Here is a 26,190-nt window from a genome sequence, read left to right on the forward strand (position 1 = left end):
TCAAGCCCCTGCGGCGTTTGAGCAGCGGGGTCCGGGGCGGAGCCCCGAGGCCGCAACCCCGGGTAGCCGGAAACGTTCAAACGGGTGAGCCTCCGGAGGACGACGTACTCTGGAACCCCCCGGCCCGTACCACGTGTCGGGCCCTTTGCGTTGCCCACTGACCCGGGACGGATCTTCTCCATGAGCCTGCACGGACTGCTCGACGCCGTAGTCAAGGACGCGGCCCTCGCCGAAGCGGTGAAGGCCGCGGGGGACGGCAACCGGATGCACGTCGACCTGGTGGGCCCACCCGCGTCCCGCCCCTTCGCGATCGCCGCGCTCGCCCGCGAGGCGAAGCGCCCCGTCCTGGCGGTGACCGCCACCGGGCGTGAGGCCGAGGATCTGGCCGGCGCGCTGCGCTCGCTGCTGCCGGAGAGCGGGATCGTCGAGTACCCGTCGTGGGAGACGCTGCCGCACGAGCGGCTCAGCCCGAGGTCGGACACCGTCGGCCGCCGCCTCGCCGTGCTGCGCCGCCTCGCCCACCCGACCACCGACGACCCGGAGACGGGCCCGGTCTCCGTCGTCGTCGCGCCCATCCGCTCCGTGCTGCAGCCGCAGGTCAAGGGCCTCGGCGACCTGGAGCCCGTGGCCCTGCGCAGCGGGCAGAGCGCCGACCTGGAGGAGACCGTCCAGGCGCTGGCCGCGGCGGCGTACGCCCGGGTCGAACTCGTCGAGAAGCGCGGCGAGTTCGCCGTGCGCGGCGGCATCCTCGACGTCTTCCCGCCGACGGAGGAGCACCCGCTCCGCGTCGAGTTCTGGGGCGACGACATCGAGGAGATCCGCTACTTCAAGGTCGCCGACCAGCGCTCCCTCGAAATCGCCGAGCACGGCCTGTGGGCGCCGCCCTGCCGCGAGCTGCTGCTCACCGCCGACGTCCGCGCGCGTGCGGCCGAGCTCGCCGAGCAGCACCCTGAGCTGGGCGAACTGCTCGGCAAGATCGCCGAGGGGATCGCCGTCGAGGGGATGGAGTCCCTCGCCCCCGTCCTCGTCGACGACATGGAGCTGCTGCTCGACGTGCTGCCGGCCGGATCGATGGCCATGGTCTGCGACCCCGAGCGCGTACGGACCCGGGCCGCCGACCTCGTGGCCACCAGCCAGGAATTCCTCCAGGCGTCGTGGGCCGCCTCGGCCACGGGCGGCAAGGCCCCCATCGACGTAGGGGCGGCGTCCCTGTGGGCCATCGCGGACGTACGGGACCGGGCGCGCGAGCTCGGGATGATGTGGTGGTCGGTGTCCCCGTTCGCGGCGGACGCGGTGGACGGCGAAGCGGACACCCTCCAGCTCGGCATGCACGCCCCGGAGACGTACCGCGGTGACACCGCCCGTGCGCTCGCCGACACCAAGGGCTGGCTCGCCGACGGCTGGCGCGCGGTCTACGTCACCGAGGGCCACGGCCCGGCGACCCGCACCGTCGAGGTGCTCGGCGGCGAGGGCATCGCGGCCCGCCTGGAGAAGGACCTCGGCGAACTCGCCCCGTCCGTCGTCCAGGTGTCCTGCGGCAGCCTCGAATTCGGTTTCGTGGACCCGGGGTTGAAGCTCGCCGTCCTCACCGAGACCGACCTCACCGGGCAGCGGGCAGCGGGCAAGGAAGGCGCCCGCATGCCCGCGCGGCGCCGCAAGACCATCGACCCGCTCACCCTCGAATCCGGCGACTACATCGTGCACGAGGCGCACGGTGTGGGCCGCTACATCGAGATGGTGCAGCGCACGGTGCAGGGCGCGACCCGCGAGTACCTCGTCGTCGAGTACGCGCCCGCCAAGCGCGGCCAGCCCGGCGACCGCCTCTACATCCCCACGGACCAGCTGGAGCAGATCACCAAGTACGTGGGTGGTGAGGCCCCGACGCTGCACCGCCTGGGCGGCGCCGACTGGACGAAGACGAAGGCGAAGGCCAAGAAGGCGGTCAAGGAGATCGCCGCCGACCTGATCAAGCTGTACAGCGCGCGCATGGCGGCGCCCGGCCACGCCTTCGGCTCGGACACCCCCTGGCAGCGCGAGCTGGAGGACGCGTTCCCGTACGTGGAGACGCCCGACCAGCTGACCACGATCGCCGAGGTCAAGGAGGACATGGAGAAGACGGTCCCGATGGACCGGCTGATCTGCGGCGACGTCGGTTACGGCAAGACGGAGATCGCGGTCCGCGCCGCGTTCAAGGCCGTCCAGGACGGCAAGCAGGTGGCGGTACTGGTCCCCACCACCCTCCTCGTACAGCAGCACTTCGGTACGTTCACCGAGCGGTACGGCCAATTCCCGGTCAGCGTAAAGGCGTTGTCGCGCTTCCAGACGGAGACCGAGTCGAAGGCGACGCTTGAAGGGCTGCGGGACGGCTCGGTCGACATCGTCATCGGCACGCACCGGCTGTTCTCCTCCGAGACCAAGTTCAAGGACCTGGGCCTGGTCATCGTCGACGAGGAGCAGCGCTTCGGCGTCGAGCACAAGGAGCAGCTGAAGAAGCTCCGCGCCAACGTCGACGTGCTGACGATGTCGGCGACCCCCATCCCCCGTACGCTCGAAATGGCGGTCACCGGCATCCGCGAGATGTCGACGATCACGACGCCGCCGGAGGAGCGCCACCCGGTCCTGACCTTCGTCGGCCCGTACGAGGAGAAGCAGATCGGCGCCGCGATCCGCCGCGAACTGCTCCGCGAGGGCCAGGTCTTCTACATCCACAACCGGGTCGAGTCCATCGACAGGGCGGCGGCCCGGCTCCGGGCGATCGTCCCGGAGGCGCGGATCGCGACGGCGCACGGCCAGATGTCCGAACAGGCCCTGGAACAGGTCGTCGTGGACTTCTGGGAGAAGAAGTTCGACGTCCTCGTCTCGACGACGATCGTCGAGTCCGGCATCGACATCTCCAACGCCAACACCCTGATCGTGGAACGCGGCGACAACTTCGGTCTCTCTCAGCTCCACCAGCTGCGCGGCCGCGTGGGCCGAGGCCGCGAGCGCGGTTACTCCTACTTCCTCTACCCGCCCGAGAAGCCCCTGACGGAGACCGCGCACGAACGCCTCGCCACCATCGCCCAGCACACGGAGATGGGCGCGGGCATGTACGTCGCGATGAAGGACCTGGAGATCCGCGGCGCGGGCAACCTCCTGGGCGGCGAGCAGTCAGGACACATCGCGGGCGTCGGCTTCGACCTGTACGTACGCATGGTGGGCGAGGCGGTCGCGGACTACCGCGCGTCGCTCGAAGGCGGCGTGGAGGAGGAGCCGCCGCTGGAGGTCAAGATCGAGCTCCCGGTCGACGCGCACGTCCCGCACGACTACGCGCCCGGCGAGCGCCTGCGCCTCCAGGCCTACCGTTCCATCGCCTCCGCGAACACGGAGGAGGACGTCAAGCAGGTCCGCGAGGAACTCGTCGACCGCTACGGCAAGCTGCCGGAACCGGTGGAGAACCTGCTGCTCGTGGCGGGCCTGCGGATGCTGGCGCGGGCCTGCGGGGTCGGCGAGATCGTGCTCCAGGGCAACAACATCCGCTTCGCACCGGTGGAACTGCGGGAGTCCCAGGAACTCCGCCTCAAGCGCCTCTACCCCGGCACGGTCATCAAGTCGGCCACCAACCAACTCCTCGTGCCCCGCCCCAAGCCCAAGAAGATGGGCGGCAAGCCGGTGGTCGGCCGTGACCTGCTGGCCTGGGTCGGAGAGTTCCTGGCGTCGATCCTGGGGGCGTAGGCCGCGGCCGGGCGATGGGCGGGGCGGAAAACCGGCTGCGGTGCCGCCCCGCCCGCTGCACGATGTGCGCATGAATTCCGACCCTGGGTCCGACTCCAGCACTGGCACCGGCTCCGGCCCTGATCTCGCGATCAGCACCCTCGCCGAGCGGCCCGAGCTCGCGGTTGCCATGTGGACGATGCCGGACACCTGGCCCGCGTTCATCGGGCACGACGTATGTGCCGGGATCTTTCTGCGGCGCATCTGGGAGGAGCTGCCCGAGTACGCGTTCGTGGCGACGGATGCCGGAGGGGACGTGGTCGCCAAGGCGTACAGCGTGCCGTTCGCGTTGCACGCCGAGGGGCGCGGGGTGCTGCCGGACGGGGGCTGGGACCAGGTGTTGCGGTGGGCGTTCGCCGACCGGGCCGCCGGGGTCGCGCCCGACACCGTGAGCGCCATCGAGATCGCGATCCGGCCGGAGCTCCAGGGGCGCGGCCTTTCGGGGCGGATGCTCGCGGCGATGCGGGAGAACGCGCGGGCCCGCGGGTTCGGCGAGGTCGTCGCGCCCGTGCGGCCGACCGCGAAGCACCTTGAACCCGGAACGCCGATGTCCGAGTACGCGTTCCGGGTGCGGGAGGCGGACGGGCTGCCGCACGATCCGTGGCTGCGGGTGCACGTGCGGGCGGGCGGCGTCATCGAGAAGGTGGCGTCCGCCTCGATGGCCGTGTCCGGGTCGCTCGCGCAGTGGCGGGGGTGGACCGGCCTCGCCTTCGACAAGGAGGGCCCGGTCGAGGTGCCCGGCGCGCTGGTGCCGGTGCACTGCGAACCGGAGCACGACTACGCGGCGTACGTGGAACCGAACGTGTGGGTGCTGCACGCGCTGTGAACACGCGGACGAGGCACGCGCGTTGAGCGCGTGCCTCGTCCACTCCCCCCATTTTCCGAAGCCGGTTACAGCTTCAGGTCCCATTGCGTGCCGTCGTAGTCGAAGCCCGGCGTGACCTCGACGGTCAGGTTCTTCGCGTCCGCCGGGGCGTCGAAGCCGTAGACGACCGTGGCCTTCTTGCCGGGCAGGATCGTGCCGGTGAAGGCGTCGCCGACGTTGTCGTCGAAGATCTGCTCCGCCGAGGTGCCGTTCTTGCCGGCGCGGGCGTCGGCGGTCAGCAGGGTCGCGTCGAACTTCTCCTTGGAGTCGTTGGTGACGGTGACCGTGACCTTGTAGGCGTGGTTGCCGTTCTTGTGGCCCGCCGCGAACTCGCTCGGGCTGAACGTGACCGCGTTGGAGACGGAGACGGTGAGGTCGTCGTCGTAGACCACGGCGTCGCCCGCGGCGAGCGTCTTGCCGGCGGCCGGCTTCTCGTCGCCCTTGTCCTTTGCGTCGCCGGACGACTTCGCGTCCTTGGCCTTCGTGTCGGACACCGACTTGTTGATCTCGTCGACCGCGTCGTCCACGGCCTTGAACGTCGTGTACGCACCGAAGACCGCGAGGCCCATGGCCGCGAGGCCGAGGATCGTGCCGGCCAGGGCGATGCCCTTGTTCGTGGCCTCGCCGCGCTTGGCCCTGCCGCGCCCCGTCAGGCCCAGGATCAGGGCGATCACGCCGAGGATCCCGGCCAGCCAGAACAGCAGCGGGATCAGCCCCGACAGCGCGCCGATGACGCCGAGGATCAACGCTGCCGTCCCCAGCCCGTTGCGCGCGACCTGCCGCGGCGGCTGCTGCTGGAACGGCGGGTACTGGGGGTGCTGCTGCGGCGACTGGGGCGGCTGGGTCTGGGACATAGCTGTTCCTCCGATGAGAGATGCCAACCTCCCCCCGGCTTTCCGTCTATCCGGCGGTTGGCTGAGGCAATAACAGCACTGTCTGTGAACCGAGTCAACCGCGTTCACAAAACTTGATGCGCTCACGGCTGTGAATGCGGGTCTTATGCGGGAGTCTGTATGGTCGGTCGCACAGGCACGTCAGGACGCATCGGTGGGACAGGCGTCCGGAGAGGAGTCGGCTCGTGCAGGACAACGCGACAGAGGTCACGGCCGCGGGAATCGCCCGGCTCGCCGGGGTGGGGCGCGCCGCCGTCAGCAACTGGCGCCGCAGACACGCGGACTTCCCCAAGCCGGTCGGTGGCACCGAGACCAGCCCCTCCTTCGCGCTCACCGAGGTCGAGGAGTGGCTGCGCGACCAGGGCAAGCTCGCCGAGGTCCCGCTGCGCGAGCGCGTGTGGCAGCAGCTCGCCGGGCACCCGGCGGGCCCGGTCACCGCACTCCTGCACACGGGCTGCGCCCTGCTGCTCGTGCACGACCGGCCCACGGAATGGCTCACGCTCGCCGCGACCGACAAGGAGCGCGACCTGGCCCAGCGCCTGTCGGCGTCGCTCGAAGGCGTCCTCACCCCGCGCTTCGGCCACGCCACCGAGCGCGCCGTCGCGACCCCGACGCCCGCCGACCTGCTGCCGTCGGTGCCGCTGCTGCGCGGCGCCGCCGAACTCGCCGCGGAGCTGGGCGCCCGCGGCACCTTCGCGTTCCTGCTCGGCCGGCACCTCGACGCCAACCCGCGCCAGTACACGCTCACCCCGCAGGGGCCCGCCGAACTGATGGCCGCGCTCGTCGGCCCCGCCACCACCGCCCTCGACCCGGCCTGCGGCACCGGCGCCCTCCTCGACGCCGTACGCGCCCACGCCCCGCGGCCCGGCCGCACCCTGTACGGCCAGGACGCCTCCGCCGAACTCGCCGCGCTCACCGCACTCCGCCTCGCCCTCGACGGCAACGGCGGGACGGACGCCCCTGCCGTGCGCACCGCCGCGGCCGACACCCTGCGCGCCGACGCCCTGAGCGACGTACGGGTCGACGCGGTGCTCGCCCACCCGCCGTTCAACGAGCGCGGCTGGGGCCACGACGAGCTGGCCTACGACCCGCGCTGGGAGTACGGCCTCCCCGCCCGCACCGAGTCCGAACTGGCCTGGGTGCAGCACGCGTTGGCGCGCCTGAAGGACGGCGGCAGCGCCGTGCTCCTGATGCCGCCCACCGTCGCCTCGCGCCGCTCGGGCCGCCGGATCCGCGCCGACCTGCTGCGCCGCGGCGCCCTGCGCGCGGTGATCGCGCTGCCCGCGGGAGCCGTCCCGCCCAACAACATCCCGCTGCACCTGTGGGTGCTGCGCCGCCCCGGCCCGGGCGCGCCCGCCGCCCCCGAACTGCTGCTCGTCGACACGGCCTCGCTCGCCGAGTCCGGCGACGTACGGGAGCAGCAGGTGTGGGACGAGGTGCGCAGCACCGTGCTCGACGCCTGGCGCGCCCACGACCGGGACGGCTCCCTGGAGGAGCGGCCGGGCCTCGCCCGCTCCGTGCCCGTCATCGACCTGCTCGACGACGAGGTCGACCTCGCGCCGGCCCGCCGCCTGCCCCCGCCGGCCACGGGCGGCGGCGCCGCGGAGCTGACCGCCGTACGCGAGGAACTCGCGGACGCGCTGCGGCTGACCACGAAGCTCGCCCCGCGGGCCGTCCCCGACGCCACGACCCCGGCGCGCTGGCCACTGACGACGGTCGGTGAACTCGCGCGCGCGGGCGCGCTGTCGCTGCGCACCGCGGCGACGGGTGGCAGTCCGGGAGGCCACGCGCGCGTACCCGTCCTCACCGACCACGACGTCCTGACGAGCACCGCGCCCTCCGGCGCCCACGCCGCGGACGACGACCCCGTGATCCTCGAAGTCGGGGACGTCGTCGTGCCGGTGGTCGGTGGCACCGCCGCCGTCCGCGTCGTCGACGAGGCGGACGCGGGCGCCGCGCTGGGCAGGGGACTTGCCCTGCTGCGACCCGAACCGGCCGCGCTCGACCCGTGGTTCCTCGCCGGCTTCCTGCGCTCCACGGCCAACAACCGGCAGGCCTCCAGCCACGCCTCCACCGCCACGCGTCTCGACGTCCGGCGCCTGCAACTGCCCCGCCTGCCCCTCGCCGAACAGTCCGAGTACGGCGAGCGCTTCAAGTCCCTGGCCACATTCGAGGACACCCTCCGCCACGCGTCCCGCCTCGGCGAACAACTCGTCCAGGGCCTCCACGACGGCCTGACGGCGGGAACCCTGCCCCCGAACGGTTAGGCCCGGCAATTTCAGCCCCGCCGGCGATTGAGGCGCGGGGTCCGGGGCAGAGCCCCGTGACGTAGGACCGGTCGACCGGCCACCACCGGAGGCACCCGTTCCACAAGAGCCCGGTGTGAGCGGAGCGACATCCGTTCCGTACAACCCCGGGCCCGTTGTCCGAGTCCGCCTATACGCTCGAAGCAACCGGCATCGCATTGCCGCGTGTTCCACCCCGCACAAGTGACCAGGAGCTGCCATGTACGGGCCCGGCGCGGCGCCGCCCCGACGCGAGAGCGACGGCGCGGTCATCACCCTGAGGGTGCTGTTCCCTGCGCTGTCCGTGCTGACGTGCGGCCTGCTCTCCTGCGCCCCGCTGTTCCGCATCGCGGCGCTGCGGCGCAGGCCGCTCGACTGGGCCCTGGCCGTCGCCTCGTTGCCGGTCAGCATCACGCTGTTCGCCATCATCGGCTCGCTGCCGGAGGAGGACACGCGCACGGACGTCGCCCTCGCCCTGTTGCTGCTCCTCGCGATCGGCAGCGCCGTGTACTTCCTCGTGTACGACATACGCAGGCTGTCCTCCGCGCCCCCGCTGACCGCGTACGCGCCGAGGCCCCCGTCCGGGCCGTCCGCCTACGGCCACCCGCAACCGCAGCAACCCTGGCCCGCCGCACCGCCGCAGGCGCACACGACGATGGGCACACCAGGCACACCCATGCCGACGCCTGCGCCCACGCCGCCGCCCACACCCGCCCCGCCGCCCACGCCTCCGCAGAACCAGGCCCCGCCGCCGCACCGCATCGACCAGGTCCGCGCGGAGCTGGACGAGCTGAGCGACTACCTGCGCAAGCAGGACGGCGGCCGGTGACCGGGCACCCCCAGGCCGGCGGCCGCGTCGTCGCCGAGCGCTACGAACTGTCCACGCTCATCGGTCAGGGCGGCATGGGCCAGGTCTGGACGGCGTACGACCAGCGCCTCGACCGCCGCGTCGCCGTGAAGCTCGTACGCCCCGACCGCGTCGCGGGCGCCGAGGCCGATGAGCTGCGCCGCCGCTTCCTGCGCGAATGCCGGGTCACGGCACAGGTCGACCACCCCGGCCTCGTCACCGTGCACGACGCGGGCAGTGACGGCGACGAGCTGTACCTCGTCATGCAGTACATCGACGGGGCCGACCTCGCCGACCACCTCGCCGAGCACAGCCCCTTCCCCTGGCCCTGGGCGGTCGCGGTCGCCGCGCAACTGTGCGCCGTGCTCTCCGCCGTGCACGCGGTGCCGATCGTGCACCGCGACCTCAAGCCGCGGAACGTCATGGTCAAGCAGGACGGCACACTCACCGTCCTCGACCTCGGCGTCGCCTCCGTCCTCGACACCGACACCACCCGCCTCACCCACACCGGATCGCCCATCGGCACGCCCGCCTACATGGCGCCCGAACAGGCGATGGGCGGCGCCGTCGGCCCGCACACCGACCTGTACGCGCTCGGCGTGCTGCTGTACGAACTCCTCAGCGGCGACGTCCCGTTCGCGGGCACCACCGCCCTCGGCATCCTCCACCGCCACCTCTACGAGGCCCCCGTCCCGGTCCGCCAACTGCGCCCCGAAGTACCGCAGGCCCTCGAACACCTGGTGCTGCGCCTGCTCGCCAAGGACCCCCAGGACCGCCCGGCCTCCGCCCAGCAGACGTACGAGGAACTGCTCCCGCTGCTGCCCGCGCGCGGCGTGCCCACCGGCCGCCCGCTCGACCCCACCCGCCCCTTCCTGCGCCCGCACGCCCCCTGGCCCGACCGCGCCGTCACCCCGGCCCCGCAGCCCCCGGGAACCGACCTCCAGGGCGACCGCCCCGACGTGGCACGCGCCGTCGACGAAGTGAAGGTGCTGCTCGGCGAGGGCCGCATCACACAGGCCGTCGACATCCTCGGCGCGATCCTGCCCGCCGCGGCCGTCCAGCACGGCGAGCACTCACCCGTCGTCCGCACCCTGCGCAAGCAGTACGCGGCCACCCTCATGGACGACGGCCAGTACCGGCGCGCCCTGCCCGAACTGCGCCGCCTCGCCGATGAACGCGCCGCGGAGGCGGGCCACGCCGACCCGCAGTCCCTCCAGTTCCGCTACGAGGCGGCCCAATGCCTGGAAGCCCTCGGTGAACCCGCCGCGGCGCTCGCCGAATACCGCTCCCTGCTCCCGTACTACGAGAACCAGTACGCGACCACGGACCTCAGGCTCGCCCTCGAAGTGCGGCGCCGCATCGGCCAGTTGCTGCTCTCCGTGGGCGACCGGGGCGCGGCCCACGAGACACTGACCCGACTCCTGCACGACGCCGAACGCCTGCACGGCCCCGGCCACCCGTTCCCCGCGGAGGTGCGCCGCACGCTGCAATGGTTGGGACAAGTGCGCGGCTGAGCAGCGGCCTTTACGGTCAAGCCCCGGCCAAGATCCTCCCAAGGCGCCGTTCCAGGGGCGGTGACGGCGAACTGATCGTGCACAATCAGTCAGCTCCCTGTGTGCATCCCCCGGCGCGCCAGGGTCCCGCCCCACCGGACCCCGCGCATCCCGCCCTCGGCGGCGCCCACACGGCGTTCCCCCCACGCATGTCCCCACCCCGCAAGTCCCCAAGGAACCTCATGCGTACCGCTGTCCGTGCCGCCGCCGTGCTCGCCCTGGCCGCCCTCCCACTCACCCTGACCGCCTGCTCGTCCGGCGGCTCCCACGACGACTCCGACGGCGCCGCCAAGCCGGCCGCCAAGACCTCCCGGAATTCCGACGCCGGACTCGCGAAGGGAGCCCGGCTGAAGTCCGCGCTCGCGCCCGCGTCGTTCTTCGGCGCCGGCTACCGGATCGACCAGGACGCCGCCCGCGACACCGGCGACACCTACCAGGAGCCGAGCAGCGACCCGGCCGCCCTGAGCAAGCCGGACTGCACCAAGCTCGGCGGCACAAGTTGGCTCGCCCTCACCGGCGACGAAGGCGTCTCCTTCGCGCAGAACGACTACATGAACGCGAAGACCACCGCAGACATCGCACAAGAGGTGGACGTCTTCCGCGGCAAGACCGCGGCCACCGTCATGCGCCACCTCCAGAAGGCCGTCGCCTCCTGCCCCACCTACAAGGACGCCGACACCAAGAGCGACGTGAAGGTGGCGGGCACCGCGACGTCCGGGCTCGGCGACGAGGCGTACACCATCACCCTCACCGACCCGACGTGGGAGAACGGCACGACCCTGATCGCCGCCCGCACGGGAACGGCCGTCGTCACGGTCATGTCGACGGACGGCCACGACAACGGCGCGGCCACGGCGAAGAAGCTCGCCGCGAAGGTCACCGCCGCCGTCGCCGCCCTCAACTGACGCCGCACCCCCGCCCGCCCGCGTACGACGAAGGAAGACGCATGCCCACTCCGGTCCGGCACCGCCGCTCCCGCACAAGACGCCGCCTCGCCATCGGCGCGGTCGGCGCCGCCGTCCTCGCGGGCGGGATCACGGTCCAGCAGTCCCTCGCCACCACGACCACCTGGCCCGCCGCGAAGTACTACGCCGGCCGCGCCTTCGACGCCTGCACCGCGCCCTCCGCCTCCGCCATGAAGGCCTGGCACACCGGCTTCTACGGCGCGGCAGCCGTCTACGTGGGCGGCAAGAACCGCGGCTGCACCCAGGCCAACCTCACCGCCTCCTGGGTCAAGACCGTCAACTCCCAGGGCTGGAAGCTGATTCCGCTCTACGTAGGCGCGCAACCGCCCTGCGCGAGCGGCACCAACCCCGAGAGGATGACGACCACGACCGCCGCCTCCCTCGGCGCCACCGACGGCGCCGACGCCGTCGCCAAGGCCTCCGCGCTCAACATGAAGGCGGGCAGCGCGCTCTACCTCGACATGGAGGCGTACGACACCACGAACTCCTCCTGCAACACGGCCGTTCTCACCTACATCCGCAACTGGCAGAAGGCGGTCCACGCGAAGTACTACCGGACCGGCATGTACGGGTTCTCCAGCTCCAGCGCCAAGGCAGTCGCCACGACGACCGACCGCACGAACCTGCCGGGCAACCTCTGGTACGCAAAGTGGGACAAGGTGAACACGACCACCACGGACTGGCCGTTCGCCTCCACCCTGTGGACCGGCCACCACCGCGGCCATCAGTACATGGTCAACAGCAAGGAGTCGCGCGGCGGTTACGCGATCACCGTCGACCGCGACGCGTGGGACGCACCGGTGGCCGTGGTCGGCTGAGCGCCGGTCGATACCTCGACCCGCGGCGAATCGTTGTCGAATAGGTGGCCTAGCAAGCGGCCACCTCCTAACATCGATCACCGCCGGACTTTGTGCACCGACGCACAAACTCTTCGCAGGGAGGCCCACCTTGCACCGCCGCAACAGTCGCCGCACCGTAGTTGCTCTGTCCGTCGCCATCGCCGCAGTACCCGCCCTGACCGCCTGCGGCAGCGAAGCGCACCCCGGTGCCGCGGCCGTCGTCGGCGGCCAGCGGATCACCGTCTCGCAACTGGAGAGCCGGGTGAACGAGGTGCGGGACGCGCAGCAGACCGCCACCAAGGACGCCGCGCAGTACGAACAGGCCATCGCCAAGACCGGCGGCCTCACCCGCAACACGCTGCACACGATGGTCCTCGACCGGGTCCTGCACCGCGCCGCCACCGACGCGGGCATCTCCGTCACCCGCAAGGAGATGCAGAGCATGCGGTCCGGCCTGGAACAACAGGCGGGCGGCGCCAAGCAGTTGGAGGTCGCCTGGCTCCAGCAGTACAACGTCCCGCCGAACCGGCTCACCGAGAGCCTGCGCACCGAGATCGAGGCGCAGAAGCTGTCGACCGCGCTCGGCGCGGACATGCAGACCCCCCAGGGCAAGGCCGTCTTCTGGAAGGCACTCTCCAGCGCCTCCAAGGAGCTGGACGTCGACCTCAACCCCCGCTACGGCACGTGGGACGTCAAAAAGAACAGCCGGGTCGACGCGAAGACGCCGTGGCTGAGGCAGATCACCAAGGAAGCCCCGGCCCAGCAGCAGCAGACGACGTAGGGACCCGGGCCCGGGGAGGCGGGGCTGTCAGTGGCCTGCGTTACGTTCGAGGGGTGAACGAACCCGAGGCGCACGACCACCACACCCCCGCCGCAGCAGGCGACACCGCCGGCCGCGTCGTCCTGCTCACCACCAGCCACCGGGTCGCCCCCGGGCTCCTCTCCTGGCAGGCGTGGCAGACGCTGCGTACCGCCGACGAGGTGCTGTGCGCCGACTCCGCGCACCCGCAGCTGCCGTACGTGAAGGACGCGGGCGTCCAGGTGACGATCGCCTCGCCCACCGCCCGCGAGCTCGTCGACCGCTGCGGCGACGGCGGGCGCACCCTCGTCGTCCTCGCCACCGCCGAGGGCGACCGGCAGCTCACGGACGGCCTGGCGCGCCTCGCGGGCTCGGGCCGCGAACAGATGCCGAACCTCGAACTGCTCCCCGGCTCCTACGACCTGCCGGGCGCCCGCCTCCTCGACCTCGTCCAGGTCATGGACCGCATCCGCCGCGAATGCCCCTGGTCGAAGCAGCGCACCCACGAGGACCTCGCCAAGTACGCGATCGAGGAGGCGTACGAGCTGGTCGAGGCCATCGAGACGGACGACCGGGAGGAACTGCGCGAGGAGCTCGGCGACGTACTCCTCCAGGTCGTCTTCCACGCGCGCATCGCCGAGGAGGACGCCGACGAGCCGTTCTCGGTGGACGACGTGGCGGGCGGCATCGTCGACAAGCTCATCCACCGCCATCCGCACGTCTTCGGCGACGACACCGCCACGACCCCCGAAGAGGTCAAGGAGCACTGGCTGCGCACCAAGGCGGAGGAGAAGCGCCGCGCCTCGGTCACGGACGGCGTCCCGGTGGGCCAGCCGGGCCTCGCCCTCGCCGCCAAGCTCGGCTCGCGGGTGCGCACGGCGGGCCTGGACGTCCCGGTCCCCACGGGAGAGGGCGTCGGCTACGAACTGCTGGCCCTCGCCCTGCGCGCCGAGGCGGAGGGCGTGGACCCGGAGGCGGCGCTCAGAGCCGCCGCCCGCGCCTACCGTGACGCGGTACGGACCACCGAGGGGCTCACCGACCAGTAGGGGCGGCTACGGTCGGGTGGTGACCGAGAGCCCCACCCCCTCCAGCGCCCCCGAACTCTTCAGCTGGGAGTTCGCCAGCAACCCGTACCCCGCCTACGCCTGGCTGCGCGAGCACGCGCCCGTGCACCGCACCACGCTGCCGAGCGGCGTCGAGGCCTGGCTGGTCACCCGGTACGCGGACGCCCGCCAGGCGCTCGCCGACCAACGGCTCAGCAAGAACGCGGACCACCACGACGAGCGGAGCCCCGCCAAGGGCAAGACGGGCATCCCCGGCGAACGCCAGGCCGAGCTGACGACGCATCTCCTCAACATCGACCCGCCGGACCACACCCGCCTGCGCCGCCTCGTCTCGAAGGCGTTCACCCCACGCCGGGTCGCCGAATTCGCGCCACGCGTCCAGCAGTTGACGGACGACCTCATCGACGCCTTCGCGGCCAAGGGCGAGGCCGACCTCATCCACGACTTCGCCTTCCCCCTCCCCATCTACGCCATCTGCGACCTGCTCGGCGTCCCCCGCGAGGACCAGGACGACTTCCGCGAGTGGGCGGGCATGATGATCCGCCACGGCGGGGGACCGCGCGGCGGCGTGGGCCGGGCGGTGAAGCGGATCCGCGCGTACCTGGTGGAGCTGATCCACCGCAAGCGCGGCGACCTCACCGACGACCTGATCTCCGAGCTGATCCGCGCCTCGGACCACGGCGAACACCTCACGGAGAACGAGGTGGCGGCCATGTGTTTCGTGCTGCTCTTCGCCGGTTTTGAAACTACGGTCAACCTGATCGGCAACGGCACGTACGCCCTGCTCACGCACCCCGACCAGCGCGAGCGCCTCGTGAGGTCGATCGCGGCGGGGGAGACGGGGCTGCTGGCGACCGGGATCGAGGAACTCCTGCGCTTCGACGGGCCGGTGGAGATGGCCACGTGGCGCTTCGCCAGGGAGCCGCTGACCATCGGCGGTCAGGAGATCGGCGTCGGCGACCCGGTCCTCGTCGTGCTCGCCGCCGCCGACCGCGACCCGGCGCGCTTCACAGAACCCGACACCCTCGACCTCTCCCGCCGTGACAACCAGCACCTCGGTTACGGCCACGGCATCCACTACTGCCTCGGCGCCCCGCTCGCCCGGCTGGAAGGCAGGACGGCCCTGGTGACGCTGTTGTCCCGGCTGCCGGATCTCAGACTGGCCGTGGAGCCGGCGGAACTCCGCTGGCGTGGTGGTCTGATCATGCGCGGGCTGCGCTCCCTTCCTGTCGAGTTCACTTGATTCTGTAGAGGGGATCCGGCTTTCACGCCGGGGAGGAATGGACTCCCGAGCCTGCGGCGCGGAGCGTCGCAGGCTCGACCCTCTTACTGGGGCGGGGCACCGACCATCGAAGATCTGGCGCAGCCGGGTAATGCGAACAATTGCTCGCTCTGGCACCGGTCTTGATGATCTCGGGACGGATGGCGGTCTGATGTGTGATGGCCGTACTAATGTCCGGGCTTGTGAAGCTGGTGGTGCGGGTAAAGCTGCTGCCGACGCGGGAACAGGCGTCGGTACTGGAGGCGACCCTGCGCGCCTGCAACCGTGCTGCCACCTACGCCGCCGAGGTCGCTTTCGAGCGCAAGGTGTACTCCCGCAACGATCTACAGAAACTCCTCTACGCGGACGTGAAGGCCACCTTCGGGCTGTCCGCCCAGCCCGCCGTGCGGGCAATCAAGAAGACCGTGGACGCTTACGCCACCCTGCGCGCCAACCTCAAGGCCGGGAATCTGGGCAGGGCCGGCTCGAAGCGGTGGCGGAAGGCCACCGGGGAACCGGTCGCCTTCCGTGCGCAGGCCGCCCAGCCGTTTGACGACCGGTGCCTGTCCTGGCAGTACGACGCCCGCACGGTCTCGATCTGGACCGTCGAGGGACGGTTGAAGAACCTGCGCTACACCGGCCAGGCCGACCAGCTCAAGACGCTGGCCGAGTACCGGCGCGGGGAGAGCGACCTCGTCCAGGTCAAGGGAAAGTGGTATCTCCTGGCGACCTGCGAGATTCCGGATCCTGAGGTGTATGAGCCGGTCGACTGGATCGGTGTGGACCGGGGCATCGTCAACCTCGCCACCACCAGCGACGGCACCAACCACCAAGGCCGCCACCTGTCCCGCTACCGCCGCTGGCAGGCCCGTAAGCGGGCCGAACTGCAGAAGAAGCAGACCCGTGCGGCCACCCGCCGTCTGGCCCGCCGGGCGCAGAAGGAGTCCCGACATGCCACGCATGTGAACCACAGGATTGCCAAGGAGATCGTGTCCGTCGCGCAACGCACCGCTCGCGGGATCGCTGTCGAACAACTCGGCGGTATCCGCGATCGGGTACGGCTTCGACGCGACCAGCGGGACGCGCTCTCCTCCTGGCCCTTCCACCAGCTCGGGCAGCACCTGGCGTACAAGGCCCGCCGGGCCGGGGTGCCGTTCCTGGAGGTGGATCCGGCCTACACCTCGCAACGCTGCGTGCGCTGCGGGCACACCGAGAAGGCCAACCGGTCGACTCGGGACCACTTTTGCTGTCGTCGGTGCGGTCTCGCTGGGCCCGCCGACCACGTCGCTGGGGTCAACGTGCGCAACCGTGCACGCTCGGCGTGGGTGCTCGTCAACGCACCCGTCCCCGTCGTGCCCGGCTGAACCAGCCCGGCATGACAGGGAGATGCGACCCGTGACCGTCCTGTCGTAGGGGGCAGTCGGGAGCGCGACAAGGTGTGAACGACCAGAGCCGAACAGGCTCCGGCCGTTCACGGCCGAGAAGTTGACGTGATCTACGCTGCATCGACTTGTGACAGGTGTTCGAGTGCCGCTACGTTCACGGATCATCGCGACACATGCACAACCCGCACCACTTGCACCACCCGTCGCGCGTAGCAGCATCAGTCTCGCGAAAGGCAAACGCATGCTCTCCGGGAACGGTCGTCACCGTCGCCCCCGTCAGGCCCCTGCTCTCGTCGTCGCCGCCGGAGTCACCGGCAGCGCCATCGCGATCCCGCTGTTCGCCGCGAGCGGCGCGAGCGCCGCGACCACGCAGGCGTGGGACAAGCTCGCCGAGTGCGAGAGCGGCGGGCAGTGGAGCCTGGACGCCGGTAACGGCTACTACGGCGGTCTCCAGTTCACGCAGGAGAGATGGGAGGAGTACGGGGGGCTCGAGTACGCCCCGCGTGCCGACCAGGCCAGCCGCTCGCAGCAGATATCCGTCGCCGAGAAGGTCCTCGACGACAAGGGTGTGAGCGCCTGGCCGATGTGCTCGCTCACCGCCGACCTCACCAAGGACGACGACTCGGCGGACGTCGACCCGGGCGTGTCCGCGTCGCCGCAGCCGTCCGAGTCCTCCGCGTCGTCCGACACCGATGCCGACAGCAAGTCGGACGACGGTGACGACAAGAGCGCCGACGAGGACGCCGACAAGACCGGCTCCCCGGACGCGACGGATGCGACCGAATCGGCTGATTCGGGAGACAAGGGTCACGATGAGGCCGAGGGCTCCGACGCGTCGGACGGCCCGTCGGCCGACGAATCGGGCGATACCTCCGGTAACAAGGCCGAGGACTCCTCGACCCCTTCAAGTGACAAGTCCCACGCGCCTTCTGACGACACCGCCTCCGAGGCGGCCCCGCCGTCCGCCTCGCCCTCCGGCGAGACGCAGGACGACGCCACGTCCGGCCGTCACCGCGGCGATCGCGCCGCCGAGGACGGCTCCGACTCCCGTGCGGGAGAGGGGCGTCACGCCTCGCGCGACGAAAGGCGCGACGGTGACACGTACAAGGTGCACGCCGGCGACAACCTCTGGGACATCGCGAAGGCCCAGGACGTGCACGGCGGATGGGACGCGCTCTACGAGCGGAACAAGGAGACGGTCGGTACCGACCCAGACCTCATCCTTCCTGGTCAGAGCCTCGATCTTGGGGACGGATCGGACAAAAAGTAGCGGGAGTTCGAGGCGGTTGAAGGGGCTTTGTCCGATCTTGATCGAGTGAGACATGGGTCTCAAAGCCCCTGATCGACTTTGAAATCGGACGGATCGACCGCTTACGTTCGTGACCGCTCGCTTCAGCGGGCCCCGATGGACGTCACGCCGAATCCTGCCAACGTCCGTACGGGAACAGTCGACGCGTATGCGCCGTAGGCAGGAGCGGGGGACCCAGGTAAGTGCCCTTCCGGGAGACCGGACGGGCTTGGGGTTAAGCAGCGCACAAGGATGCGTCTGCCGGGCACTCACTGGCCCGAACCCGACAGCTCACCTCGCAGGCGTCGGTGAGGGGATATCTCCATGCTGTTTTCCGGCAAGAACAAGCACCGCCGCCCGTCCAAGGCCGTCCGCGTCGCCACGCTCGGCGGTGTCGCCGCTGCCGCCGTCGCCGTGCCGCTGATGGGTGCGACCTCCGCCTCCGCCGCGACCACGTCCGAGTGGGACCAGGTCGCGCAGTGCGAGTCCGGTGGCAACTGGTCCACCAACACCGGCAACGGTTTCTACGGCGGCCTCCAGTTCTCGTCCTCCACGTGGTCCGCCTACGGCGGCGACCAGTACGCCTCCACCGCCGACCAGGCCTCCAAGGCCCAGCAGATAGCCGTCGGCGAGAAGGTCCTCGCCTCCCAGGGCGCGGGCGCCTGGCCGAACTGCGGCTCGGGCCTGTCCTCCACCCCGAACGAGGGTGGCGCGGACGACTCGTCCTCGCAGCAGCAGGCTCCGCAGCAGGAGACCCAGCAGCGTGCCGACCGCTCCGAGCAGCGTCAGCAGCCGCAGCAGGAGGCCCCGAAGCAGGAGGCCCCCAAGCAGGCGGCTCCGAAGCAGGACACCGTCACCACCCCGACCGGCAACAAGGTCGAGAAGGGCGACGGCGAGTACAAGGTCAAGTCCGGTGACACCCTCAGCAAGATCGCCGAGGCGCACGACACGACCTGGCAGCAGCTGTTCGAGAAGAACAAGGACATCGTCAAGGACGCCAACCTGATCTACCCGGGTCAGCAGCTGCACCTCAGCTAAGGCATCCGGTCCGCACAGGACCACCGGTCCGTACAGGACCACCGGTCCGTACAGGACCACCCCAGGCCCTCCCAGGCCATCAGGTACGGGCTCGGCATCGGCGGACGCCGAGCCCCGCCGCACCCCGTCCCCACGGGCCGCTCACTTCGGCGACCTCCGTCCCGGCACAGCCGGGACGGAGGTCGCTGTTTTTGTTCAGTTAAGGAACATTTCGCTATCGGCGTTGTCCACGAGGCGGGCGTTCGGATGGCCGATGCCCGCGAGCCGGTTACGCTCAGGGGTGCGGGACCACGTACCAAGCAGCCGCCCGCATAGCCTGCGTCACATCCAAGAAGGAGATGCTCGTGCCGTCCATCGACGTCGTCGTAGCCCGGGAAATCCTGGACTCCCGAGGCAACCCCACGGTCGAGGTCGAGGTCGGCCTCGACGACGGGAGCACCGGCCGTGCCGCCGTCCCGTCGGGTGCCTCCACCGGTGCCTTCGAGGCCATCGAACTCCGTGACGGTGACCCCAACCGTTACCTCGGCAAGGGTGTCGAGAAGGCCGTCCTCGCCGTCATCGAGCAGATCGGCCCGGAGCTCGTCGGTTACGACGCCACCGAGCAGCGCCTGATCGACCAGGCGATGTTCGACCTGGACGCGACCGACAACAAGGGCTCGCTCGGCGCCAACGCGATCCTCGGCGTCTCGCTCGCCGTGGCCCACGCCGCCTCCGAGGCCTCCGACCTGCCGCTGTTCCGCTACCTCGGTGGTCCGAACGCGCACCTGCTGCCCGTCCCGATGATGAACATCCTGAACGGTGGGTCGCACGCCGACTCCAACGTCGACATCCAGGAGTTCATGATCGCCCCGATCGGCGCGGAGTCCTTCTCCGAGGCCCTTCGCTGGGGCGCCGAGGTCTACCACACGCTGAAGAAGGTCCTGAAGAGCAAGGGCCTGGCCACCGGCCTCGGCGACGAGGGCGGCTTCGCTCCGAACCTGGGCTCGAACCGTGAGGCCCTCGACCTGATCCTCGAGGCCATCAAGGAAGCCGGCTACGTTCCCGGCCAGCAGATCGCCCTCGCGCTCGACGTCGCCGCCTCCGAGTTCTACAAGGACGGCAAGTACCAGTTCGAGGGCAAGGAGCGCTCCGCCGCCGAGATGACGGAGTACTACGAGGAGCTCGTCTCCGCGTACCCGCTCGTCTCCATCGAGGACCCGCTGTACGAGGACGACTGGGCCGGCTGGAACACCATCACCGAGCGCATCGGTGACAAGGTCCAGCTCGTCGGCGACGACCTCTTCGTCACCAACCCGGAGCGCCTCGCCCGCGGCATCGAGGAGAACTCGGCGAACGCCCTGCTCGTGAAGGTGAACCAGATCGGTTCGCTGACCGAGACCCTGGACGCCGTCGAGCTCGCGCAGCGCAACGGTTTCAAGTGCATGATGTCCCACCGCTCCGGCGAGACCGAGGACGTCACCATCGCCGACCTGGCCGTCGCCACCAACTGCGGCCAGATCAAGACCGGCGCCCCGGCCCGCTCCGAGCGCGTCGCCAAGTACAACCAGCTCCTGCGCATCGAGGAGATCCTGGACGACGCGGCGGTCTACGCCGGCCGTTCGGCCTTCCCGCGCTTCAAGGGCTGAGCCTCACTGAGGTAGCAGTTACGTACGTCCCCGCACTCGGTCCCGTACCGTGTGCGGGGACGTACGTACGTGAGCGGGGAGGCGGGAGCAGGCGATGCCCGGAAAGGTCCGAGACAGGGACTCCAGAGATCGCTTCTCGACGGCCACCCGCCTGCGCGTCCTGGGTGAGCAGACCGCCGAGCGCGTCTACCGCTCGCAGAGCAAGCGGCAGGCCCGCCGCTCCCGGCTCACCGGCCGCGCGGCCCTGCTCGCCCTCGTCCTGTGCACCCTCGTGGTCGCGCTCGCGTACCCGATAAGGCAGTACGTGTCGCAGCGCGGCGAGATCGAGGACCTGCGGCGCCAGCAGCAGGAGGCCAAGGAGCGGGTCGACAAGCTGCGCGACCAGAAGGCCCGCTGGCAGGACGACGCGTTCGCCGAGCAGCGCATCCGCGAGCGCCTGCACATGGTGATGCCGGGCGAGACCGGCTACGTGGTGCCGAACGAGCGCACCGCCGCCGCCGAGCGCGCCCAGCAGGGCGCGGAGGACCGCCCCTGGTACTCCAACGTCTGGGACGGCGTCGACAAGGCCGACCAGGCGGACAATTGACGTTCACCGCCGACAACTGACGATCACTGAAGGAACACCCGAGCGATGGAAACGCCCCCGCCGCAGACCGAGCCCACCGCGCCCACGGACGCCGACATCCAGGCGTTCAAGGAGCAGCTGGGGCGCCCGCCGCGCGGACTGCGCGCCATCGCGCACCGCTGTCCCTGTGGCAACCCGGATGTGGTCGAGACGGCCCCGCGTCTGGAGGACGGGACGCCGTTCCCGACGACGTACTACCTCACGTGTCCGCGGGCGGCGTCGGCGATCGGGACGCTTGAGGCCAACGGGGTGATGAAGGAGATGACGGAGCGGCTCAAGACGGATCCCGAGCTGGCTCGTCAGTACCGTGCCGCGCACGCGGACTACATCGCCCGTCGTGACGCCATCGAGGTCCTGGAGAACTTCCCGAGCGCCGGCGGCATGCCGGACCGTGTGAAGTGCCTGCACGTTCTGGTCGGCCACTCGCTGGCGGCGGGGCCCGGTGTGAACCCGCTGGGCGACGAGGCGATCGCGATGCTCCCGGAGTGGTGGCGCAAGGGCGCCTGCGTCACGTCCGAGTCCACCGACTGACCTTCTCCTTCCCCACCCCACCCCTTCCCGAAAGTCCTGCCGGACGGGCCGCCTCAATCGCCGGAGGGGCTGAAAATTCAGCCCCTCCGGCGATTGAGGAGCGGGGTCCGGGGCGGAGCCCCGGGGACGGGACGGGAAGGGGCGGCGGGGGCGACTTCCCGCTGACCGTCACCATCACCACGACCACAGGAGACCACCGCCATGACCAGGGTCGCCGCCATCGACTGCGGCACGAACTCGATCCGACTCCTCGTCGCGGACGCGAACCCGGAAACCGGCGAACTCGTCGACCTGGACCGTCGGATGACAATCGTCCGGCTCGGCCAGGGCGTCGACAAGACGGGCCGCCTCGCCCCCGAGGCCCTGGAGCGCACCTTCGCCGCGTGCCGCGAATACGCCGAGGTCATCAAGGAACACGGCGCCGAAAAGCTCCGCTTCGTGGCCACCTCCGCCTCCCGCGACGCCGAGAACCGCGCGGACTTCGTGAGCGGCGTCCTCGACATCCTGGGCGTCGAGCCCGAGGTCATCACCGGTGACCAGGAGGCGACGTTCTCCTTCACGGGTGCGACGAAGGAACTCACGGGCCGGGCCGACCTGGACAAGCCCTACCTGGTCGTCGACATCGGCGGCGGCTCCACCGAGTTCGTTGTCGGCGACGCCACCGTGCGCGCCGCCCGCTCCGTGGACATCGGCTGCGTACGGATGACGGAGCGCCACCTCGTGGCCGAGGACGGCGCGGTCACCGACCCGCCGACCCCGGCACAGATCGAGGCGATCCGCCAGGACATCGGCGAGGCCCTCGACCTGGTCAACCAGACGGTGCCGCTGACCTCGGCCCGCACGCTGGTGGGCCTCGCCGGCTCCGTCACCACGGTGGCCGCGCTCGCCCTCGGCCTGAGCGAGTACGACTCCACGGCGATCCACCACTCCCGGATCTCCTTCGACAAGGTCGCCGAGCTCACCGACTGGCTGCTGACGTCCACGCACGACCAGCGCGCGCTGAAGCCGGTCATCCACCCCGGCCGGGTCGACGTCATCGCTTCGGGCGCGCTCGTACTGCGCCTGATCATGGAGTGGATCGGGGCACGCGAGGTGGTCGTCAGCGAACACGACATCCTCGACGGGATCGCCTGGTCCATCGCCTGAAACGGGCTCCGGAATCAGCTCCCAGGCCACCCCCGGAACACCCCAAAACCGTCTCTCCTGAGCGCCCCACGCAGCGTCTGAGCGCCCCGTGGGGCGCTTCCGACACCCCGCCGCGACACGCTGTCGGGAAAGTTCGTGAAGTTCTTCACAAGGAAATCGGCCCACTTGGTCGCTGTTACGCGCTCTCGGGCCCGTTCGGGGGCTCGCGAGGGGCCCGGCGCGGGGCGCGCGTGAGGTTGCCGCAGTGTTGCGGGCCGATTGCGGACCGGAGTGGTCCAGTACCGCCAAATGCTCACTATGGCTGCTCAAGAGGGGTGAGCAACGTCTGGGACGGTGCCGTGGTTCCCCCTGGATGTCATGACATGGGTCACGTGGGCGGCGCAGTGTAGCAGAGCCCCCCTACAAGCTTGTGAAGGGGCGCACGAGCGACCCCCGCCAGTCGGGTGGATACTCGATGGCATGAGCACCACGGAGCGTCCCAGGATCCTCATTGTCGGGGGTGGGTACGTAGGCCTGTACGCGGCGCGGCGCATTCTCAAGAAGATGCGCTACGGCGAAGCGACCGTCACGGTCGTGGACCCGCGCTCGTACATGACGTACCAGCCCTTCCTCCCCGAGACCGCCGCCGGCAGCATCTCGCCGCGCAACGTCGTCGTCCCCATGCGACGCGCTGTGCCGGGCGCAGAGATTCTCACCGGCCGCGTCACCTCCATCGACCAGGACCGCAAGGTCGCCTCCGTCGCGCCGATCGTCGGCGAGGCGTACGAGGTTCCCTTCGACTACCTGGTGATCGCGCTCGGCGCGGTCTCCCGCACCTTCCCGACGCCGGGCCTCGCCGAGGCCGGTATCGGTATGAAGGGTGTCGAGGAGGCCGTCGGCCTGCGCAACCACGTACTTGAGCAGCTCGACAAGGCCGAGTCGACGACGGACGAGGAGATCCGCCGCAAGGCGCTCACCTTCGTCTTCGTCGGCGGTGGCTTCGCGGGCGCCGAGACCATCGGTGAGGTCGAGGACCTGGCGCGCGACGCGGCCAAGTTCTACAAGAACGTGAAGCGCGAGGACATGCGCTTCGTGCTCGTCGACGCCGCCGACAAGGTGCTGCCCGAGGTGGGCCCGGAGCTCGGCGTCTACGGCCGCAAGCACCTGGAGTCCCGCGGGATCGAGGTCTACCTCTCCACGACGATGCCGTCCTGCGTCGACGGTCACGTGGTCCTGAGCAACGGCCTCGAGGTCGACTCCAACACGATCGTGTGGACCGCGGGCGTCAAGCCCAACCCGGCCCTCTCCCGCTTCGGTCTGCCGCTCGGCCCGCGTGGTCACGTGGACACGCAGGCCACCCTTCAGGTCGCCGGCAGCGACTACATCTGGGCCGCGGGCGACAACGCCCAGGTTCCGGACCTGGTCGGCCGCGCCAACGGCAACCCGAACGCCTGGTGCCCGCCGAACGCCCAGCACGCGATGCGCCAGGCCAAGGTCCTCGGCGACAACGTGGTCTCGGGCATGCGGGGCTTCCCGCAGGGCGAGTACAAGCACGCCAACAAGGGTGCGGTGGCCGGTCTCGGCCTCCACAAGGGCGTCGCGATGATCGTCATGGGCAAGATGAAGATCAAGCTCAAGGGTCGTCTCGCCTGGTACATGCACCGTGGCTACCACGGGCTCGCCATGCCGACGTACAACCGCAAGATCCGTGTGATCGCCGAGTGGACGATCAACATGTTCCAGAAGCGCGACATCACCGCGCTCGGCGCCCTGGAGACTCCGCGCGAGGAGTTCTACGAGGCCGCCAAGCCGGCTCCGAAGCCCGCGGCCGAAGCGCCGAAGGCCGAGGAGAAGAAGGACGAGAAGGTCGAGGAGAAGGCCAAGGCCTCCTGACCTGCAGTTAGCTCAGCCCGAAGGGGTCGCTCGCCATCCGTGGTGCGGGCGGCCCCTTCGGCATTTCCACACCGATGTACGTGGTGGCTACAAGTATTTTGCCGTTCCGTGACTCGATATCGGGACTGCGCAGGCGGCCTGTCGGTGTTTACGTGGTGTTGAACCGTTCCGGGATTTCCGAGAATTCGTCTCGTCACGGAGGTGTCCGCCATGCAGAACGCCGCACAGCGGCTGAAGAATGTCGCCGAGCAGTTGTTCGGCGTCGAGCTCCCGGTGCGCCTGCGCGCCTGGGACGGCACGGAGGCAGGTCCTCCGGACGCCCCCGTGCTCATCGTCCGCAGCCGTCGCGCGCTGCGCCGCCTGCTCTGGAAGCCGGGAGAGCTGGGCCTCGCCCGTGCCTGGGTCGCCGGTGAACTGGACGTGGAGGGCGACCTCTACGCGGCCCTCGACCGGATGGCGGGCCTCATCTGGGAGCGGGATCCCGACGACGACGGCGAGGGGTCCAGAAGCCTCGCGCAGGCCCTCAAGGACCCCAAGGTGCGCTCCGCGGCCAAGGAGCTGGTGAAGCTCGCCGGCGCCCCGCTGCCGCCCGCGCCGCCGCCCGAGGAAATGCGCAGGGGTGGCCGTCTCCACCTGCACACCAAGGGCACCGACAAGCGGGCCATCAGCCACCACTACGACGTGGGCAACGACTTCTACGAGCTGGTCCTCGGCCCGTCGATGGTCTACTCGTGCGCCTACTGGGAGTCGCCCGAGGCCGGTCTCGAGTCGGCCCAGCGCGACAAGCTGGAGCTGATCTCCCGCAAGCTGGACCTGAAGCCCGGCATGCGGCTGCTCGACGTGGGCTGCGGCTGGGGCTCCATGGCGATCCACGCCGCGCGTGAGCACGGCGTGAGCGTCGTCGGTGTGACGCTCTCCCAGGAGCAGGCCGCGTACGCCAGGAAGCGGGTCGCCGACGAGGGGCTGACCGACCGCGTCGAGATCCGCGTCCAGGACTACCGCGACGTGCGTGACGGCCCGTACGACGCGATCTCGTCCATCGGCATGGCCGAGCACGTGGGCGCCGAGCGGTACCTGGAGTACGCATCCGATCTGTACGCCCTCCTCAAGCCCGGCGGGCGGCTGCTCAACCACCAGATCGCGCGGCGGCCGCAGCGGGACGAGTCGACGTACGAGGTCGACGAGTTCATCGACGCGTACGTCTTCCCGGACGGGGAGCTCGCGCCGGTCGGCTCCACCGCGGGGCAGCTGGAGCGGGCCGGATTCGAGGTGCGGGACGTCGAGGCGATCCGCGAGCACTACGCGCTCACGCTGCGCCAGTGGGTCAGGAACCTGGAGGCGCGCTGGTCCGAGGCCCTGAAGCTGGTCAGCCCCGGCCGGGCCCGGGTCTGGCGGCTCTACATGGCCGCGTCCGCGCTCAGCTTCGAGCGCAACCGCATCGGGGTCAACCAGGTCCTCGCGGTGAAGACGCCGGAGAGCGGGGCGTCGGGGATGCCGCTGCGGGCACGCACCTGGAACATCGTCAGCTAGCCCGTCCCGTAAGCGAATCGGGGCGC

At 70.5% G+C, this 26,190-nt stretch carries 20 protein-coding genes and 1 riboswitch; of the genes, 19 read left to right on the top strand and 1 reads right to left on the bottom strand.

What is annotated here, in order from left to right; all coding sequences use genetic code 11:
* Positions 1–180 precede the first annotated feature (180 nt).
* On the top strand, positions 181–3,714 hold the full coding sequence (mfd, locus tag ACYSUO_RS24200) for a transcription-repair coupling factor (RefSeq protein ID WP_461778335.1): 3,534 nt from the start codon (positions 181–183) through the stop codon (positions 3,712–3,714).
* A 70-nt stretch (positions 3,715–3,784) separates the two neighbouring features.
* The gene (locus tag ACYSUO_RS24205) at positions 3,785–4,579 is read left to right on the top strand and encodes an N-acetyltransferase (protein ID WP_461778336.1); all 795 of its coding nucleotides are present in this window, start codon (positions 3,785–3,787) and stop codon (positions 4,577–4,579) included.
* Between the two features lie 65 nt (positions 4,580–4,644).
* On the opposite strand, the gene ACYSUO_RS24210 is transcribed toward ACYSUO_RS24205, so the two are convergent.
* Complete coding sequence (locus ACYSUO_RS24210) at positions 4,645–5,472, bottom strand: DUF4190 domain-containing protein (RefSeq protein WP_461778337.1); 828 nt, start codon at positions 5,470–5,472, stop codon at positions 4,645–4,647.
* A gap of 224 nt (positions 5,473–5,696) precedes the next feature.
* Between ACYSUO_RS24210 and ACYSUO_RS24215 the strand changes: the two genes are divergently transcribed.
* The 17 genes from ACYSUO_RS24215 to ACYSUO_RS24295 all read left to right on the top strand — a co-directional run bounded on the left by ACYSUO_RS24215 (position 5,697) and on the right by ACYSUO_RS24295 (position 26,164).
* On the top strand, positions 5,697–7,778 hold the full coding sequence (locus tag ACYSUO_RS24215) for an N-6 DNA methylase (RefSeq protein ID WP_461778338.1): 2,082 nt from the start codon (positions 5,697–5,699) through the stop codon (positions 7,776–7,778).
* 238 nt (positions 7,779–8,016) lie between these two features.
* The gene (locus ACYSUO_RS24220; protein WP_461778339.1) at positions 8,017–8,625 is read left to right on the top strand and encodes a hypothetical protein; all 609 of its coding nucleotides are present in this window, start codon (positions 8,017–8,019) and stop codon (positions 8,623–8,625) included.
* Positions 8,622–10,157, top strand: coding sequence for a serine/threonine-protein kinase (locus ACYSUO_RS24225; RefSeq protein ID WP_461778340.1), 1,536 nt, complete (start codon positions 8,622–8,624; stop codon positions 10,155–10,157). The genes ACYSUO_RS24220 and ACYSUO_RS24225 overlap by 4 nt, the downstream gene beginning before the upstream one ends.
* A gap of 221 nt (positions 10,158–10,378) precedes the next feature.
* Entirely contained in the window at positions 10,379–11,101 is a 723-nt protein-coding gene (locus ACYSUO_RS24230; RefSeq protein WP_461778341.1) for a hypothetical protein, read from the top strand.
* A 41-nt stretch (positions 11,102–11,142) separates the two neighbouring features.
* The gene (locus ACYSUO_RS24235) at positions 11,143–11,979 is read left to right on the top strand and encodes a glycoside hydrolase domain-containing protein (RefSeq protein ID WP_461778342.1); all 837 of its coding nucleotides are present in this window, start codon (positions 11,143–11,145) and stop codon (positions 11,977–11,979) included.
* Between the two features lie 130 nt (positions 11,980–12,109).
* A complete protein-coding gene (locus ACYSUO_RS24240; RefSeq protein ID WP_461778343.1) occupies positions 12,110–12,781 on the top strand; it encodes a SurA N-terminal domain-containing protein in 672 nt (223 codons plus the stop codon).
* Between the two features lie 53 nt (positions 12,782–12,834).
* The gene (locus tag ACYSUO_RS24245; protein WP_461778344.1) at positions 12,835–13,845 is read left to right on the top strand and encodes a nucleoside triphosphate pyrophosphohydrolase; all 1,011 of its coding nucleotides are present in this window, start codon (positions 12,835–12,837) and stop codon (positions 13,843–13,845) included.
* A 19-nt stretch (positions 13,846–13,864) separates the two neighbouring features.
* Complete coding sequence (locus ACYSUO_RS24250; RefSeq protein WP_461778345.1) at positions 13,865–15,106, top strand: cytochrome P450 family protein; 1,242 nt, start codon at positions 13,865–13,867, stop codon at positions 15,104–15,106.
* Positions 15,107–15,315: 209 nt separating this feature from the next.
* Positions 15,316–16,488: an RNA-guided endonuclease InsQ/TnpB family protein gene (locus ACYSUO_RS24255; protein ID WP_461778346.1), complete on the top strand. Its 1,173-nt coding sequence runs from the start codon at positions 15,316–15,318 to the stop codon at positions 16,486–16,488.
* A gap of 262 nt (positions 16,489–16,750) precedes the next feature.
* The gene (locus tag ACYSUO_RS24260; RefSeq protein ID WP_461778347.1) at positions 16,751–17,779 is read left to right on the top strand and encodes a transglycosylase family protein; all 1,029 of its coding nucleotides are present in this window, start codon (positions 16,751–16,753) and stop codon (positions 17,777–17,779) included.
* A gap of 180 nt (positions 17,780–17,959) precedes the next feature.
* A riboswitch (cyclic di-AMP (ydaO/yuaA leader) is annotated at positions 17,960–18,117 on the top strand.
* Between the two features lie 4 nt (positions 18,118–18,121).
* On the top strand, positions 18,122–18,835 hold the full coding sequence (locus tag ACYSUO_RS24265) for a transglycosylase family protein (protein WP_461778348.1): 714 nt from the start codon (positions 18,122–18,124) through the stop codon (positions 18,833–18,835).
* A gap of 344 nt (positions 18,836–19,179) precedes the next feature.
* Positions 19,180–20,460 (top strand): phosphopyruvate hydratase, encoded by a 1,281-nt coding sequence (gene eno / locus ACYSUO_RS24270; RefSeq protein ID WP_461778349.1) that lies wholly within the window; start codon positions 19,180–19,182, stop codon positions 20,458–20,460.
* Between the two features lie 94 nt (positions 20,461–20,554).
* Entirely contained in the window at positions 20,555–21,046 is a 492-nt protein-coding gene (locus ACYSUO_RS24275; protein ID WP_461778350.1) for an FtsB family cell division protein, read from the top strand.
* A 45-nt stretch (positions 21,047–21,091) separates the two neighbouring features.
* A complete protein-coding gene (locus ACYSUO_RS24280; RefSeq protein WP_461778351.1) occupies positions 21,092–21,616 on the top strand; it encodes a DUF501 domain-containing protein in 525 nt (174 codons plus the stop codon).
* Between the two features lie 201 nt (positions 21,617–21,817).
* A complete protein-coding gene (locus tag ACYSUO_RS24285; RefSeq protein WP_461778352.1) occupies positions 21,818–22,762 on the top strand; it encodes a Ppx/GppA phosphatase family protein in 945 nt (314 codons plus the stop codon).
* 459 nt (positions 22,763–23,221) lie between these two features.
* The gene (locus ACYSUO_RS24290) at positions 23,222–24,634 is read left to right on the top strand and encodes an NAD(P)/FAD-dependent oxidoreductase (RefSeq protein WP_426903211.1); all 1,413 of its coding nucleotides are present in this window, start codon (positions 23,222–23,224) and stop codon (positions 24,632–24,634) included.
* Positions 24,635–24,844: 210 nt separating this feature from the next.
* The gene (locus ACYSUO_RS24295; RefSeq protein WP_461778353.1) at positions 24,845–26,164 is read left to right on the top strand and encodes a class I SAM-dependent methyltransferase; all 1,320 of its coding nucleotides are present in this window, start codon (positions 24,845–24,847) and stop codon (positions 26,162–26,164) included.
* The last annotated feature ends 26 nt before the right edge of the window (positions 26,165–26,190 follow it).

The organism is Streptomyces sp. UC4497, from assembly GCF_054871485.1.